Raw genomic sequence first — 17,187 nt, 5'->3', positions numbered from 1 at the left:
TACATGTCAGCGCTTTTTTACATGTCAGCGCTTATATTGCTTTAAGACTTTTTACTTTTAAAGCTACTTTGTTTTTTAAGATTTTTTCCGTAAAGTAAGTAGAAATCCGAATAATGCAGGAGACAGTGACGTCATAAAGTACAGAACTAAGGGGCACGAGAATCCATAAGCTGAGTTTTCGTTCAACATTCTGAAAATTGTAACACTTGCAAACTCTCTAACTCCAAACCCTGATATCGATATTGGAATATTGCCTAAAATTACGATTATCGGCAGGGAAAATGTAAGAATATTGTTTAAAGCCGGACTTAAGGATTTAATCACTATCCAGTAAACGATTAGATTTAGTATATAATACCCAAGTGTTAGAGAAAAAACAAAAAATAATGCTTTTCTGTTTCCTGTAATCTCTTTAATTGTTTTTATATAATTCTCTTTGTGTTCCTTTCTTTGAGAAAAGCTTTTGAAAACAAGGGTTATTACCCTTTCATTAGTGATTATAATTATTCCAGCAATGAAAAGCAGCACGACTAAAACCATTAAATAAATCAGATTCCTGTCTTTAAAAAAGAGAGCTGTTGACAGAACGCTGAGTGCCAGAAGACAGACAATATCTATTACCCTGTCCATTATTACAGTGGGGATACTCCTCGATTTTTCGGTATCAATATAAAATGCTCTTGAAACCTCTCCGGCTCTGCCCGGGGTGAGCGCCCCATAGAACGTACCTATCAAAATTATTTTTAATGATTGTCTGATGGAGATTTGAACATTTATACAATTAAGCAGGATCTGCCACTTTCTTGCTTTTATCGTGTACATCAGAGCAATAAAAGGTATTGAGAGAGAAAGCAATGCCAGATCCATTTGAGTAAAGGTTTCATAGATTGCCGTTATGTCGAGTTTGCTTATGAGGTAAAGCATTAATCCCGAAGTAACTGCAATTTTACCTGCCGTTTTCCAGTTCATAACTATCGTATTTTATAATGTAGTCATCGTTATTTCTCGAGTTTGTGATCAATTCTCCTATAAGACCAAGAGAAACAAACTGGGCTCCGATGACTGTCAGCAATATCCCGAGCATTAGAAGGGGTCTGTCCCCTATTTCTACTCCTGTAATCCATAAATACATTAAATACACTGATATAAATACTCCAGAAAATCCAAGAAGGAATCCAATACCTCCAAACATATGCAGAGGCCTCTTCTTGTACATCATCAAAAATGTAACTGTTATAAGGTCCAGTAATCCTTTCAATAACCTTTCGATCCCATATTTTGACTCTCCATGTATTCTTGGATGATGCTCGACTTCAATTTCTCCTACAGTATAACCTCTCCAGTAAGCAAGAGCCGGGATGTAACGATGAAGCTCTCCATATAGATTTATGTTTTTTACAACATAGTTATTGTACGCTTTATATCCGCAGTTGAAGTCATTGATTTTGACCCCACTTATGAATCGAGTTAACCAGTTAAAGAATTTTGAAGGCAGGGTTTTTGAGATTGGATCTTGCCTTTTACTTTTCCAGCCGGAGATCATGTCATATTTTCTTAACTCGTCTATAAATCTCGGGATCTCTTTTGGATCGTCCTGCAGATCCCCGTCTAGGGTAATAACAATGTCTCCTCTTGATTTTTTAAATCCACAGGAAAGAGCTGCAGCTTTTCCGTAATTTCTCTGAAATCTTATAACTTTGACCTTACAGTCTTTAATGCTTATTATTTTTTCAAAGGTATCGTCTGTAGAGCCATCATCAACAAAAATTATTTCATATGTTTCTTTCATTAGTGAAAGAGTATTGTACAATTTCTTGTATAACTCAAGTATACTTCCCTCTTCGTTGTGAACCGGAATTATAATTGAGAGATCAAGCTTATCGAATGTGTAATCACCTGGGGCACAAGCATCTGAAAAATAGGTTGAAATATCTATTGTATATATTTCTCGATTTTTTAATTGCCCTTCTGAACTGTACGTAGCATCTCCCCCAAACACTTGAAAAGTATAACTAATATGATTGCTTCCCCCAAGTTGCATCTGAAATAAGTTCGGTTCTCAATAGTCCAAACTGCCATGTTCTGAAGAGCCCAAAATCACATATTCAGTTACTGGCATAAGAGCTATTGTTTTAACTCCCTTTTCACATAATTTCCCACTAAATTATGTAAATAGGAGTTTAATTACCTTTCTTATAAAAGTTGAAACATAATTATTTTTTTTTATAACTAATATATTTTTTAATTATATTTCTATAAAAAATAGAGTTTTATTAGTATTTTTCTATATAATCTTCATATACTGAATGAATATTCTCAACTATTTCATCCCAATCATATTTTTTAGCTTTGTTAAATGCAGCTTCTGAAGCTTTTCTGTTCCCTGAGTTCTTCTCAATCATTTTTTTCACGGCTTTTGCAATCGCTCTCTCTTCCAGATCCACAACAAGCCCGTCAACTCCATCTTCAACAAGCCCCTGTGCAGCGTTATATTTTTGTTTCACTGTCACTACAGGCACCCCACAGGCAAAAGCCTCAATCAAGACCATCCCGAAGCCTTCCCTTGAAGAAGGTAGCACAAGTACTTTTGAAGCTTTGATTTTCCCGATTAACGCCCTGTACTCCTGAAACCCTTCAAACTTCACATTTTTCTGGACATCAAGCTCATTTGTAAGTTTCTCCAGAGCTTTCTTTTCAGGCCCGTCGCCAACAACACAGCAGCAGATTTCAGGAAAATCTTTTTTTAACAGGGAAACTGCTTTTATCAAAACATCGACGTTTTTTTCCTTTATGAGCCTGCCTGCGAAGATAACATCGTAAATCTTGCCTCCTGCCCTGCCCGATAAACCCTGACCGGCAGGTTTTATTTCAGAGATTAATTTCAGGTCGATCCCATTGAACAGGACTGCTATCCTGCTGTCTGCAACCCCCAGGGCTTCAAGCCTGTTCTTTGTCCAGTTCGAGACCGCGATATTATTACCTGAGATTTTTGCGACTGCAGTCTCTATTGCAAGCCCGAAAAAACCCTGCCTATTTCCAAGGTATTCATACCAGTAATCACCCCATACCTCGTGCCATGTGAACACTGCAGGAGTCTTTTTCAGAACTGAAACTGCTTTTACGGATAAACAGGAGAAATAAGGAAATACGCTTACGTCAATAAGGTCAAATTTCTCTTTCAGGAGAGCTGGAAACAGCTTTACAGCAAACACAAGCGCCTCGGAAATCGAACGCCTTCCGTTTACGTACAGGTCCCGGGCTTGACAGACGCCGTGCAGGGTCATGCTTTCATGCCGAATAACGTCTCCACCTTCCCACCATTTAATCCCGAAAAGGTGCACATCATGCCCCTGTGAAGAAAGCCGCTTTCCCAGTTCATGAATACGCATTTCTGCGCCTCCTTTGACCCAGGGATAGACAGCATCGTATACGAAGGCAATTTTCATTGCATCACACTTTACCAATCAGTATCAACTTCGAGGAGCATTACGCTTACAAAGACTGCAGAAAAAATCAGCTGGAGCCCAATTGCTGCAAGAACCATTGAAATAACTGCAGATTCTACTTCTTCAAGGGAACCATATCCGGAACTGATCCAGGTATAGGTAACTTTCATCCCAAGAACGAGACCAGAACCCAGGATAAGGGAACCCCCAAGCAGTTCTTTTTCAAGGGAATGGTAGCTGAGCAGCTTCTTGCCTTTTCTGTCATCCCGATATATGCCGTGGATCAGGCCATAGGTTTTCATATATCCGCCAGTTGCCAGGATTTGCCCACCAATGATTAAGAGCATGCTGCCCAGAATAAATGAGTGTAGGCGGTTATATGCAGCACTTTCCGTGAGAAGAAGAGACGCCGTTATGAGAAAACCCAGGATAAACACAAAAGCACCGGGCAGATAGAGGAAAGGGACTGGCCTATACAGCATCATAAACCTTACATGCCGCCAGCCGTCCTGAAAAGAACGAAGCTTGGAGGGAGCTTTGCGTGAATAATAGGTTATAGGTACCTCTTTAATCCTTAGCCCGCATCTTGCAGCTTCAATTATCATCTCGGACGCAAGTTCCATGCCGTGAGTTTTAAGGTTCATTTTTTCAAGGGCTTCTTTCGTAAAAGCCCTCATCCCGCAGTGTGCATCTGAAATTTTTGTTTTGAACAGGAAATTGAGCATTCCGGTCAGGATAGGGTTGCCAATATACTGGTGCAGCCAGGGCATAGCTCCTTTTTTGATTTCACCTTTAAGCCGCGTGCCCATTATGAAATCTGCTTCTCCTGCCATAAGGGGGTCCAGAAATTTATCAAGCTCAAGGAGATCATATGTGTTGTCTGCATCTGCAATAGCAATGTAATCACCCTCCGCTTCGGCCAGCCCTTTGAGGTAAGCATTCCCGTATCCTTTTATCGGGCCTATTACCTTTGCACCCATGGACGTTGCAATCTCTGCAGTTCTGTCCGATGAATTGTCAGCAACGATTATTTCCCCCTCGATATCATATTTTTTAAATATGGTCTGGGCTTTCTGTATGCAAACACGAATAGTTTCTTCCTCATTCATGGAAGGCATTACGATAGAAAGAGAGGGCATGCCCAGCTAATACAACATATCTCCTAATAACTATTTTGATACTTTACATTTATCAGAAGTTTCTTGCTCTCATATTTTCTACAGTATTGTTTGATACCATGTAGTTTGAATCAGGGATCAGAGAGCCTGGGGTATAGTGCAAAGAAATGAAGCTGGACATCTGTTAACAAATTATAGTTTCTGTTAACAAGCTATATAATGTATCAGAAAACTCTTTTTACGAGGGGAGTCTGGAGTTTTCCGGAACTCATAAGTCATTTCAGCACATTTTTATACATAAAAAAGCTTGATTTTTGGGATTTAAACAGTTCGGTTATATTTTTAACTGGTTTTTTACAGAGGGATCGAATGGTTAAAGTGAATATAATATTCTACAGTATGTACGGACATGTCTACAGGATGGCAGAAGCTGTCGCTGCCGGGGCAAGGGAGGTTGAAGGGGCAGAGGTGGGGCTTTATCAGGTACCTGAAACCCTCCCTGAGGAAGTCCTGGAAAAGATGGGGGCAATAGAAACGAAAAGGCTTTTTGCCCATGTCCCTGTGCTGACCCGGGAAATGCATGAAGATGTACTGGCTGGAGCCGATGCATTGATATTCGGAACTCCTACACGCTACGGGATGATGACTGCACAGATGCGCACAGTTTTTGACGGGCTTGGAGGTTTATGGAGTAGAGATGCTTTTGTAGGAAAAGTGGGAAGCGTTTTTACTTCCAGCGGAACGCAGCATGGGGGGCAGGAATCCACAATCCTCACATTTCATGTTACCTTGCTTCACCTTGGAATGATCATCGTCGGGCTTCCATATGCTGAAAAAAGGCAGACACGAATGGATGAAATCACAGGCGGTAGTCCATATGGAGTGTCAACAATTGCTGGACAAGGTGGAAGCCGCCAGCCGTCAGAAAATGAACTTGCAATGGCCCGTTATCAGGGGAAGCATGTAACTCAGATTGCAAAGAAAATCTCTGGAAAATAAAAAGGAAGTTGTGGTTTTCAAATAAAATTTTAAGTTTTCACAATAAACAGTTAGTTACTTAAAAATAAAAAGAGATGGAAAACGTTCCCTTCTATCAGGGTGTTTCCCTTTCAGTTTTTTAAGTTATTTTTCCTGAAATAAGAATTCTTAGCCATAGTTTGGTAAGACACTGCCTCTGCGCTCAAATCTGTCCTGAGCTGTTGCCAGGCATGCCAGAGTGCAGTATACTGCTTTTTCCTCGGCACTCTTGAGGACAAAGAATTCGTTCCCGCAAACGGGGCATATTTTTTTTACGTAAACCATAGTAGACACGCATATTTTTGTATGTGGGTACTTCTTTTAAAGACTTAATTTTTGTAAATCATACTAACAAGAACTCAATTAAATATAAACTTTCTTATGAATTTTATATATATCTTTAATAAGAATTTAAAATCATTTCCACGGGCTGGTTCCGTAATATTCACAAAAATCGTATTCATCAAATACATGTTTTTTCTATCTTTAAATTTGGTATCCATATTTATTTACAAGTTTGTACCGGAAGATGATCTATTTTAAGGCTAAAGTTGTTATTTTCCCGGATCTTTCCTTTCCCTTAAATATTTCAACGATATATTCAATTCTTATAAAGACTTAAATTCAAAAATAGATTCGATTTCTCTGGTCAGCTGAGGTACATCCTGCGCTCTTCGAACTTAAGCTCAGAGCATGTTCAGCACACCGATAGAATTTAAAAAGAGGTTCAACCTTTATGACCAGCTGTAAAAATGGTTAAGTTTCAATGAATTCTGGGTCCAGAGGACAGTATCTGTTTATTTCAAAAGACAGTACAGGTTTATTTATAAGTATGGCTCAAAAAAGAATATTAAGTTCTCAAAGTGAAATATGTTAACCGGGTAAACCACAACACTGATCATGTTTACTTTGATTTCTCATGTTTGCGTTGGTTTCTCATGATAGAACTTGATCAAAGAAGAGTACAGAATAGAATTCGAAATAATATAAAATAGAGTCGGAGGTGTTTGAAATTAGGCCGCTGATTTTTGGAAATGGAAAAATCCTGATTTGTGAAGATGAGAAAGGGACTATAAGGGATGTCTATTTCCCATATGTAGGGCTTGAGAATCACGGGAACTCGATAAAGGTCGGTGTATGTGACCTTGATTCCCTTTACTGCAGCTGGCTTGAAAACTGGAAGATCCGGCAGCGGTACAAATCAGATTTCGAGGAGAATTTCTGTAGCAGGATTCTCGAAATCTCAGGAACGCAGGAAGAGTCCGGGGCAGATAAAGAAGAGGCGGCTAATGAAAAAGTGCCTGAAATCTGCATGGGTGCTGTTTCAAATATAGGAGAGACTGTATTCGAAAACCCTGAGCTCGGGCTCCAGGTTACGATCTGGGAGGTCGTCCATCCTTCAGTGAACATTTTTTACAGGACCTATGAAGTCAAAAATATCTCGAATTCTTCCAAACACCTGCGTCTTTTTTCCAACCAGAACTACCGGATTCTTGAAAACAAGATTGGAGAAACCGCTGTAATTGATAAACAGACCCTCATCCACTACAAGCGCGACCGCTATTTCCTGCATTCGAGTGACCCCCCCTTTGACCAGCATGCTACAGGGACTGCAGAGTGGAAGGGGCTTGAAGGCACCTGGAAAGACATGGAAAATGATGCAAGTCTCAGTGGAAACCCCGTAGCTCACGGCTCGGTAGATTCCACTCTCGGCTGGACTCTGCCTGAACTGAAAGCCGGAGAGTCAACAAGGGTGCATTTCTGGATCGTTTTTGGAAAAAAGTATTGCAATATACTTAAGATCCATAAAAGAGTAAAGGCAGCCGGAAGAAGCTCTCTTTTCCACCACAGCTTCAATTTCTGGAATTCTTTTGTCGAGAGGGTTTCCGTCCTCCCGGAGTTTGCCTGGATGCCGCAGCTTCCGGAAAGAGTCTCAAAATGTTTTTACCGCAGCCTCCTTGCAGTTGTCGCCCACATGGATATAACGGGTTCGGTGATAGCGTCCTGTGACTCGGATATCAAGCAGTTTGGGGCAGACCTCTACTCCTACTGCTGGCCCAGAGACGCAGCCTGGGTCTGCCTTGCGCTTGATCGGGCGCGGTACCATCACCTGAGTACGGAGATATTTGAATTTTTCTCCAGGACCATAACACATAGAGGCAACTTCCTCCACAAGTATACCCCTGCAGGAGATTTCGGGAGCACATGGCATCCTGTGCCCATGGTTCAGATTGATGAAACAGGGCTTCCCCTCTATGCCCTCTACAACAACTGGGAGCTTGCAAGGAGTGTGTGGACTACAGGCAGGTATTACAGAGAGCTTGTCCTTCCCGCAGCCAATTATCTTACAAAAGCCCTGGACAGGGAAACCAACCTTCCCATTTCGAGCTTTGACCTCTGGGAGGAGCGAAAAGGTGTGCATACCTACAGCGCCTGCACCGTCTATGCCGGCCTCTACGGAGCCTGCGAACTCTCCCGTTCCCTTGGGGATTATGACAACGCAGATGTCTGGGGGGAAGCAGCAAACCGTGTTAAACAGGCAGTCCTTGAGAAGCTTTATGATGATAAACTCAAGCGGTTCCGGCGTTCCCTCGATGATCCTACTCTTGACTCATCGGTGTTTGCGGTCTGGTACTTCGGGCTTCTCTCACCTGAAGACCCCAAAGTCGTCCGCACAATGGAAGCAATAGAAAGCGAACTCATACGTCCCTCTGGTGGAATTGCCAGGTATCTCGACGACAGCTACTACGGCTACATGAACAGCTGGATTATCTGTACTCTCTGGCTGTCCCAGTGGCACTCTGCAACAGGGAACCTGAAAAGGGCTCTTGAGCTTCTTGAGTGGTGTGCAGCTCATACTCACCCGACAGGCCTTATGTCCGAACAGGTGGATGATAGAGGAAACCCCCTTTCGGTCCTGCCACTGGCCTGGTCCCACTCAGCTTTTGTGCTTGCTGTGCTGGAGTATCTGCAAGCCCTTGAGAAAAGAGATGGTGGAACCTGCAGTTTACCGGAAAAATAAAAATAGTTTTGAAAATCAAATGAGAATGTTCAGGAATTAAATGAAAACGTAAAAAAGTTAAACGAAATCCCTGTGTTTGCTGATGAAACCGTTAATTTCAGACCTGTTTCTGCAACACGGTTTCTGCAACACGGTTTCTGCAACACGGTTTCTGCAACACGGTTTCTGCAGCACGGTTTCTGCAGCACGGTTTCTGCAACACGGTTTCCATACAAAAGTATACAAAATCAGCTTCTGTTAAAATCGTTTTTCGTAGTATAGGTATCCTTCTTCCTCTTTTACGAAAGTAAAACCGTTCTTGAGATACATGCCTATCGCTTTTTGAAGGGTTGAATCGGTTTTAAGCACGGCACCTGAACAGTTTTTTCCGGCAAAATCCAGAGCTGCCTGAAAAAGTTTCTCTCCGTTACCTTTGCCCCTGAAGCCCTTTTTTAGGTAGATGCGCCTGATTTCACAGAGGTCCCCATTAAGTTTGCGGACTCCTGCAGTGCCCACCACTCTACCATCGGCTAGGCCTACAAAAAAGGTGCCTCCTTTTGTAAAATAGTAACCTTTGATGTCTTTCAGGTCCGAATCTTTAAGCCTGTCGTACTCAAAGCCGTGTTCAAGCAGGACTTCAAGGACAACGTCCCTAACCTCTTCTTTTCTGGATTCGTCGTACCTCTGGATTATCATGTGTATTATCTCCTGCATTATCTCCTGCAGGCATGCAGCATTCCTGTTTCCTGTTCAGCTTTCTTGGTATTCTTTCTTCTGGTCAGTTTGCAGGATTTTTCAGGTGGTTCCCAGGTATCTCTCCGGATTTTTCAGGAAATCAAGGGCAAGGGTATGAAAGATCTTTGTACCCGTCAGCAGGATCTCTTCATCAATGTCAAACCGGCAGGAGTGATTGATTTCCAGGATTCCTTTTTCGGGATTCCGGGTGCCCAGGGAGAGGAAGATCCCGGGTACTTTTTGCAGGTAACTTGCAAAGTCTTCGGCGGCAAAGGTCTTTTCCATTTCCGGGTAGAGTACAAGTTCCGGGAAGCTTTCCTTCAGTTTTGAATATGCAGCTTCGGTGAATACGGGATCATTGACCAGGACAGGATATCCGTGGTAGATGTCGAGATCATAGGCAGGAAAACCTGAAAACTCTTCTCCTGCTTTTATGTATTTTTCCATGACTTCGTCCAGACAGCTCTTTATTATTTTGTCGATGATCTCCGTGGTCTCGTTGTCAAAGGTCCTGTAGCTCCCGAGGATTTCGACAGTGTCCGGGGTCCTGTTAAACTGGGCTCCTCCCCGGATCCTGCCTACCCCCAGGACGTACTTTTCAGGCTCGAGGTTCGCTTGTAGGGCAGGGTAGATACTACTTATGAAGTCAGTTGCCATTCTGACGGTATCAATGCATTTTTCAGGTAATGATATATGGCCTCCTTTTCCTTTAAAGATGACTTCAAGACGGTTGGTGCTTGCCATAAACGGTCCGGGGCGGAAGCCCACACTGCCTGATTCATGGTGGGTAAAGAGGTGCATACCGATGACAGCATCCACGCCCTCAAGCCCCCCTTCGGCAATAACCCTCTCCGAGCCACCGGGAGGAATCTCTTCTGCAGGCTGGAAGATCAGGCGAACTTCCCCTGGAAAGTCTCTCTTTTCTAAAAACAGCCGGGCAGCCCCAAAAATCATTGCCATATGCCCGTCGTGCCCGCAGGCGTGCATAATCCCCTCGTTTCTGGATATATAGTCTCCGTTCCTTTCTCCCGCTTCTTCCTGAACCTGCAGTCCGTCCGTGTCCGTACGAAGGGCAATGCAGGGGCCAGGCACTGTGCCCCGGATGCTTGCAAGCACGCCGGTATCCGCAATCTTCCTAGCTTCTATACCCAGTTCTCCAAGAATTTTCAGAATTCTCTTCTGGGTTTCATATTCTTTGAAACTGAGTTCAGGGTATCGGTGAAATTCTCGCCTCAGCCGGATAATCCAGGCTTCAAGCGCTTCTGCACTTGGATCATCTCTCAATCTTATTACCTCGGATTTTCTGCACATGCAGCTTATTCCGTTTATTTTTTCGATAATATTCAGTTCCTTTATTTTTACTCCTTCAGTATATATTACTCCAGGTATATATTACTCCATTTTTTACCTATCAATTCAAAATTAAAATAATGACAGTTAAATACATGAATGGTACAATACATTTTATCCTGCTTAAAGTCATTATAAAGTCTTTGCAATGTTATTATAAAGTGTTCTTAATTGAAATCAACAGTGTTCTCAACTGAAGGCCAATCTGCGGCAGTTACATTTAGCAGATCCTAATATTCTTCACAGGTTTCAGGGATGATACAAATGCTCAAAACACGCCTCAGGGATTTTCTTCTTACAAAAGATGAATGGTTTTTTGCGGTTTCTGACTATTTCCGTAATGATGGAATAAGAGCCACACTCCGCTACGTTCCGGATGAAAACGGGGAGAGGGAGTTAAACGGGAAAAGGTACAAAAAATACGATTTTGGTCCGGCGTTCGAATTCATGAAGAAAAACAGGCCTGAATGGGTACAGGACGTGCACGTTGTCCCGGAATCCGAGGTAAAACAGGTACTGCATCCCTATGACTGCATTCCGGAGCTTGTGAATTCTGACAGCCGTGTAAGGGCAATTGTAAAGGTGCTTGACATGGCAGAAATTCCCCGGACAAGTATGGGAGTTACGGGTTCAATGCTCGCAGGCCTGCAGAACGAGAGCTCTGACGTTGATTTTGTTATCTACGGTCCTATGTGGTTCAGGGCAAGGGATGCCATAACCATTGCAAAACAGCAGGAGGGCCCTATCGAAGAGCTTGATGAGGACATGTGGCAGAGGATCTACAGGAAAAGAATCCCTGAGATTTCTTTTGACGAATTCATGCTGCACGAGTCCAGGAAAGGCAACCGTGGCATGGTAGAGGGCACGTATTTCGACCTTCTCTTTGTAAGGGAATGGGACCAGATTAAAGAGCCTCCGCAGAGGGGAAAAGATACCGTCAAAATGAAAATCGAAGCCGAGGTCAAAAACGCTGACTTTGCCTTTGACAGCCCTGCCTATTACAAAGTAGAACACGAAGAAATCGACCATGTGCTCTCCTATACTCATACATATGCAGGTCAGGCTCTCCCCGGAGAAATCATAGAAGCCCGTGGGGTGGTCGAAAAAGTTGGAAACATGAAGCGGCTGGTCGTAGGCACCTCAAGGGAGCCAAAAGGAGAATGGATCCGGTCCCTTACCTGGCTTGAGAATTGTGGATATATTTGATATTAGTAGAAATCCTCCTCCCGGCCGAAGAAATATTTTTCCTACTCCGGGAACAGTTTTTCAATCTAAAATATTTGTAGTTCAGTCATCTTGAGCGTAGCGAAAAGGAAGCGTACTCCTGAGGCACAATTCGGGCGTGACAGGAATGACTTTAAATAGCTTATTAAGTTGTACGGGTCAAATGAAATCCTGGTTCCAGGAGAGTCTTCATAGGCTTTTTCATTATTCGAAACCAGGTTTTCTTCATCTTCTTCCAATATTTCTCCTGTGCCCATCATATTACTTCCTCTATTTCTAATCGGAGTTATCACTATCACTTGAGTATTTTTTTCCGGGCTTGAGATTGCAAAAGGCGAAAATCCCGGGGTTTCTGCGGTAAAGTAGAAGTAGTCCTGATCTTTTCCGGTCAGGGTTGTGGGCAGCGCATTCCATGTATTGTTGCTGTACCTGTACAGGGTCATTGTGTTTTCACTTATGCCGTTTTCGGAGAGCCATGTCTGTTTTACTCTGAAGCTTATCCTGGCGTTTTCAAGGTTTTCAGAACTTGAAAATCCACTGTTTCCAACCCATATATTCAGGTTCTTGTAGACGGTTCCGGGGGCAGGTTCTTTCACTATTACGGACGTGTTCTTCAGCATCTCCACAATTGTGGGTGTTTTCCCGAAGTTCTTTTTCGGGTCAAACTCAACAGTAATTATTTCGTTTGTCTCTCCTTTGAAGGTGTAACAGGTGTGAATTCCTTTGAAGACCTGCTCATTTGAAATCTCCTTGAGCTCTATATTCCTTGTTGATTCTGGAGAGCCTCCCCCACCTCCTCCTCCGCTACTTCCACTGCTTCCGCTGCTTCTCCCGCTTTCTTTGGAATAAGAGTTTTTCTCCGTAACTGTGATATAACCTGTTTTTGTCTCAGTATCATTTCCGTAGGTCGTGTTAGCCGCTATGAGAGTAACAGTATAGGTGCCCGGAATTTCATAGGTCCATGACGGATTTATCTCTGAAGAGTCGATGCTTCCGTTTCCATCAAAGTCCCATTCCCATGAATCTGGGTTGTTTGTACTTAAGTCCGTGAACTGGACTGTAAGAGGTGCGATTCCGGAGAGGGGGTTTGCGGAAAATCCGGCTTCAGGAAGAGGGTATATGACTATTATCCCCGAGGCTCCTATAACAGGCACGGCGGAGATGGAATACGCTGAAACATTGCCTGATATTGTAAAATTTCCGGGTTCAGAAGCTGAAGGCACTGTGACCCTGTACACAACAGTTTTTTTCCTGCCTGGTTGAAGGCCCTCTACCCAGATCCATTCCAGGGTAGACTCTTTGAAAGTTTCAGTATTTTGGAACACAGCCCCATCGCTTTCAATTATGCTTATATTCCATCCATCAGGAAGGTTTTCATCAAGAGTAGGGGCTTCAATATACTGGTCTGTCCATATGTGTACGGTTACTGTGAAGGTCCCACCTGCATAAACCGTTCCTGCAGAAATCTCCCTGCTCGCCTCAATTTCAGAGGCTGAAACTGGAAGTATAGTTACTGCAAAAAATAGAATAAGTATAAGACCGGAAATAAAATTTGAGATTTTGATCCGGTTTTTTACTCTAAGGGTCTCAATTGTTTTCATGAAAACGAGTCCTTTAGTTTTCTCGGGCTTATCGAGCATCTATCTCAATTTATATATTCCGTGTTGGCCTATATTATTATAACTGTTCATCGCCTTATTTTTATTATACCTTTGAGGGGTATTTTATTTGCAGTGTCATGAGGCTTTGAAAAGCTAGGAATGCAGAAGGATAACTTCAAGTGAATCCGCAGTCAAAGTCACATATAAATAAAACAGTGGTCTATTATCTGTTATGATAACAAGAAAAAGTTATCTATGGATTGCTCTGGTTTTTATCGGAGTTGTGGCCACAGCTGCAGCGTTTGCGTCTCCCGAATCTACTGAAGGCACGATTCAGGCTGATGAGCAAGAAACCGCTGCTAGTGGAAGAGAAATCGCTGCAAATGGAATTGAGTCTTCTTCGAGTGTACTAACAAAAGTAAAACCTTCAAATCCTCTGGAATTTCTTACTGCCGGAGCCGTGGGGACTGATGCAGCTACCGAGGTTACGGTTTACAACGATAATCTTGCCCTTGTGAAAGAGCGTAGGGAACTCGATTTAAAGACCGGGGTCAACAGCGTTGAGTATACGGATGTTGCCGCTCTCATTGATCCTACATCGGTTATGTTTGAGGACACAAAGAACAAAAACACTGCCGTGCTTGAACAGAACTATGAGTATGACCTTGTAAGCAGTTACAAACTTCTTGATAAATTCCTGGGAAAGGAAATCACAGCAACTGAAAAGGAAGGTGCGACATACACAGGGACTCTTCTCAGCCATGATGGCGGGGTTGTGCTCAGTCTGAGTGATGGAAAGGTTGTAAGTCTCACAGAAGTCTCTAAATTTGAGTTTCCTGACTCAGCAGGGTTGCTTACAAAACCCACTCTGGTCTGGCAGGTTTATTCTCCTGTAGCAGGCAGCCGGGATGTACTTACTTCCTATCTTACGGGTGGTATGAGCTGGAGGGCAGACTATATCGTAAAGACTAATGCGGATGATACAAAGGCTGATATCCAGGGCTGGGTCAGTGTCGACAATGGGGCAGGGACCACCTATGAAGATGCCAAATTGAAGCTCGTTGCAGGGGAAGTTCACCGTATAGCTGTACCACAGCCAAGATATTATGATGTGATTGTAGAAGAGGAAGCAATGTACTCAGGGGCAAAGGACAGCTTTGTTGAGGAATCCCTCTTTGAGTACCACCTGTATACCCTGGAAAGGCCTGCTACCCTGAAGAACAACCAGATCAAGCAGCTTTCCCTGCTCTCTGCAGACGCTATACCTGTGGAAAAGGAACTCATCTTTGATGTTTCAAAAAGCGATAAAGTGCAGGTAGCCCTGAACCTCGAAAATTCAAAAGAAAAGGGCCTTGGAATGCCTCTCCCTGCAGGGGTTGTCAGGGTATACAAAGCTGATTCCGAAGGGCAGCTCCAGTTCCTTGGAGAAGACAATATAGACCACACCCCAAAAGATGAGGAAGTCAAGGTAATTGTCGGAAACGCTTTCGATGTAACAGGCACCAGAACCCAGACCGATTACAAAAAGGTGAGCACTGACGTCTGGCGGGAAAGTTATGAGATTGAATTAAAGAACCATAAGGTAGAGGCCCAGAAAGTAAGGATTGTAGAACATTTCTACGGGGACTGGGAAATTTCCACAAATTCCGATTCTTATGAAAAGACGGATGCATTCACTGCCGAATGGGAAGTAACCGTGCCTGCAGACGGTTCTAAAAAAGTCTCTTTCACAGTGGAACGCAGATATTGAACCCGGACTGAAAGTGACCAATATATTCAAAGAATCTTTCTACTTGTTTCAAAAATTACTCCCTTTTTTTCATAATGGGGAGTGATTAGTTTTTTTATTGTTTTTCCCGGGGTTTACTGCACTAAATCGGTTTTTTCGGGATCAAAAGCTTTTTTTTATAGTAGGGCTTCTGCAATGTCCTGGACTTCAGTATAAGAGATTTTATAAGATTAACCCATATAATCATCTGTTTGAATTATCTCTTTAGTGATTCTGTTTTGCTTCAGCTTCTCTTTTTTAGGGCTGGATAGGTCATTGATAGATTCTTATTTGTGGGTGACGGAGTATGAAAAAAAAGTTGAAAATGAAAAGCTTAGAGCTATCTGTATTTTTTGTCCTCTTTATTGTGATCCTGGGGGCATCTCCTGCTCTTGCCCAGATGGGGCAGGGTGGAGGGCCCATTAATGGAATGGGGCAGGGAATGAACCAGGGTATGAACCAGGGTATAAGCCAGGAAATGATGAATGGGTACGGGTTTGACCAGTACGACAACAGGTTTGAAGGTTTCGGATCCATGACTTTCCAAGAAGTCTGCAGCAATTTTGGAATTCCGGTTAAAACCGCGCTTTCCGATCTCGGGCTTCCGGAGGATATGAGTACGCAGCTTACAATCCTGGAGGTTGAAGAACAGTACGGGGTTTCAGGGCAGGAAATTGTCAGCTACATGGTCATGAACACGAAGCAGGCCCAGACCTCGCTCAATGCCAGGCAAAGGCTCCTGATGGGCCAGCAGGCTGTACAGGCTGTGAGAGGTGGGGGCATGGGCAGAGGAATGTATTTTATGCGGCAGGGCCGCTTTGCATACGGGAATTACACGACTTTCAATTTTGATTCCGATGCAGGCGAAGTCAGTAACTTTGCGGTTAGCGGAGATATGATTTTTGATTCGGTTACGGTTTCCGATTTTGCCTTTAAGGAAGAGCAGGTTGCGGGGACAACTGCTGTCTATGAGAGTGCTGACAGCCAGATTTTACTTCACGACAACCCGATGGGAACCATGCAGGTAATGGCTTTTGCCGACAAAACCATTGTTTTTGACCTTGCAGACGAAGTAGAAGCAAGCATGGATACCACACTTTCAGATGATTTAAAAGATGTGATCGTTGTAAAGATAACTAAAAACAATTTTGAGGGATACCTTACCGTCTTCAAGAATTACCTTGCTTCCGGTACGGATGCAGAGCCTCTCGAAGGACTTGATGTTAAGGTTTCGGATGACAGGGTCACGGTAACCCTTGTAGAGAACAGTGTGGTTATGTTCCGTGCAATTCCTATGGAGCCTGCTTTCATGCAGACCGGATATAATTACGGTTCTCGTGCTGTGTACATGCACCAGGTGCTCAACCGGGAAATTGCCAATGGCCGTGTCGGAGCTGAACTTGCCATCCGCGCAGGCGGGGATAACGCATCCATTGTGAACTACACTCCCATGGGCTTGCAGGTCATGGAAAGAGACAGGGATCGCATAGTGCTTGGGGTAGATTCGGACCTTCCCGAAGGCAGGGTCATCACCGTAAACGTGGACAACGAGACCATCAACCTTTCCAATCCCGATCGCCTCAGGCTCCGCTTTGACGGGGTGGAAATTGAAAAAGCCGAAAGCATCGATGAACTCTTTGTCGGCGGAAACCGCCCACTCTGCTATCTCGTTCAGGAAAATGAAACCGCCACCATGGCCGTGTATATCCCAAAATTTTCTGAGCACGAAATAGTAATTGACCTGGAGCCTGAAGCCGGAGAAGAAGGGGCTGGAGAAGAAGTTGAGGAAGAGGGAGTTACTGAAGAAGGATCTGAAGCCGAATCCACGCCAGCTTTCGAGTTTGGACTCGGAGTTGCGGTGCTGGCTTCCGCATACGGACTGAAGCGCAGGAGATAATAACCAATCCTGGTCAGTCTGTCTAAATCC

13 protein-coding genes are annotated in these 17,187 nt (G+C 43.5%); 5 read left to right on the top strand and 8 right to left on the bottom strand.

Translation table 11 applies throughout. The features are described 5' to 3' along the window. Positions 1-75 precede the first annotated feature (75 nt). The 4 genes from MSWH1_RS11845 to MSWH1_RS11830 form a co-directional block, all read right to left on the bottom strand. Entirely contained in the window at positions 76-969 is an 894-nt protein-coding gene (locus MSWH1_RS11845; RefSeq protein WP_048128780.1) for a lysylphosphatidylglycerol synthase transmembrane domain-containing protein, read from the bottom strand. After that, a complete protein-coding gene (locus MSWH1_RS11840) occupies positions 947-2,041 on the bottom strand; it encodes a glycosyltransferase family 2 protein (protein ID WP_082088127.1) in 1,095 nt (364 codons plus the stop codon). The genes MSWH1_RS11845 and MSWH1_RS11840 overlap by 23 nt, the downstream gene beginning before the upstream one ends. Before the next feature lie 232 nt (positions 2,042-2,273). Beyond that, entirely contained in the window at positions 2,274-3,464 is a 1,191-nt protein-coding gene (locus MSWH1_RS11835) for a glycosyltransferase family 4 protein (RefSeq protein ID WP_231585475.1), read from the bottom strand. Further along, positions 3,458-4,585 (bottom strand): glycosyltransferase family 2 protein, encoded by a 1,128-nt coding sequence (locus tag MSWH1_RS11830; protein ID WP_048128778.1) that lies wholly within the window; start codon positions 4,583-4,585, stop codon positions 3,458-3,460. The genes MSWH1_RS11835 and MSWH1_RS11830 overlap by 7 nt, the downstream gene beginning before the upstream one ends. Positions 4,586-4,933: 348 nt before the next feature. On the opposite strand from MSWH1_RS11830, the gene wrbA reads away from it, so the two are divergent. Next, entirely contained in the window at positions 4,934-5,563 is a 630-nt protein-coding gene (wrbA, locus tag MSWH1_RS11825; protein WP_048128776.1) for an NAD(P)H:quinone oxidoreductase type IV, read from the top strand. Between the two features lie 147 nt (positions 5,564-5,710). Here wrbA and MSWH1_RS19690 read toward each other — a convergent pair whose 3' ends face one another. Then, positions 5,711-5,866: a hypothetical protein gene (locus MSWH1_RS19690; protein ID WP_197073959.1), complete on the bottom strand. Its 156-nt coding sequence runs from the start codon at positions 5,864-5,866 to the stop codon at positions 5,711-5,713. A gap of 718 nt (positions 5,867-6,584) precedes the next feature. On the opposite strand from MSWH1_RS19690, the gene MSWH1_RS11820 reads away from it, so the two are divergent. Continuing rightward, positions 6,585-8,603, top strand: a complete 2,019-nt coding sequence (locus MSWH1_RS11820) for a glycoside hydrolase family 15 protein (RefSeq protein WP_156148166.1) — start codon at positions 6,585-6,587, stop codon at positions 8,601-8,603. A 237-nt stretch (positions 8,604-8,840) separates the two neighbouring features. Here the strand turns inward: MSWH1_RS11820 and MSWH1_RS11810 are convergent, their stop codons facing one another. Next, entirely contained in the window at positions 8,841-9,296 is a 456-nt protein-coding gene (locus tag MSWH1_RS11810) for a GNAT family N-acetyltransferase (RefSeq protein WP_231591763.1), read from the bottom strand. A gap of 81 nt (positions 9,297-9,377) precedes the next feature. Continuing rightward, on the bottom strand, positions 9,378-10,601 hold the full coding sequence (locus MSWH1_RS11805) for a M20 family metallopeptidase (RefSeq protein WP_369798527.1): 1,224 nt from the start codon (positions 10,599-10,601) through the stop codon (positions 9,378-9,380). A gap of 330 nt (positions 10,602-10,931) precedes the next feature. Between MSWH1_RS11805 and MSWH1_RS11800 the strand changes: the two genes are divergently transcribed. Further along, positions 10,932-11,873, top strand: a complete 942-nt coding sequence (locus tag MSWH1_RS11800) for a nucleotidyltransferase domain-containing protein (protein ID WP_048128770.1) — start codon at positions 10,932-10,934, stop codon at positions 11,871-11,873. A 65-nt stretch (positions 11,874-11,938) separates the two neighbouring features. On the opposite strand, the gene MSWH1_RS11795 is transcribed toward MSWH1_RS11800, so the two are convergent. Further along, positions 11,939-13,492 carry a PGF-pre-PGF domain-containing protein gene (locus MSWH1_RS11795; RefSeq protein ID WP_082088245.1) on the bottom strand — a complete coding sequence of 518 codons (1,554 nt, stop codon included), beginning with the start codon at positions 13,490-13,492 and terminating at the stop codon, positions 11,939-11,941. A gap of 232 nt (positions 13,493-13,724) precedes the next feature. On the opposite strand from MSWH1_RS11795, the gene MSWH1_RS11790 reads away from it, so the two are divergent. Together MSWH1_RS11790 and MSWH1_RS11785 are read left to right on the top strand one after the other, a co-directional pair. Beyond that, entirely contained in the window at positions 13,725-15,242 is a 1,518-nt protein-coding gene (locus MSWH1_RS11790; RefSeq protein ID WP_048128768.1) for a DUF4139 domain-containing protein, read from the top strand. Positions 15,243-15,585: 343 nt separating this feature from the next. Beyond that, positions 15,586-17,157, top strand: a complete 1,572-nt coding sequence (locus tag MSWH1_RS11785; RefSeq protein ID WP_156148165.1) for an MAST domain-containing protein — start codon at positions 15,586-15,588, stop codon at positions 17,155-17,157. Positions 17,158-17,187 lie beyond the last annotated feature (30 nt).

Origin of the sequence: Methanosarcina sp. WH1, from assembly GCF_000970005.1 — an archaeon.
Lineage (GTDB): Archaea > Halobacteriota > Methanosarcinia > Methanosarcinales > Methanosarcinaceae > Methanosarcina.
This window is presented reverse-complemented; position numbering and strand designations above follow the sequence as displayed.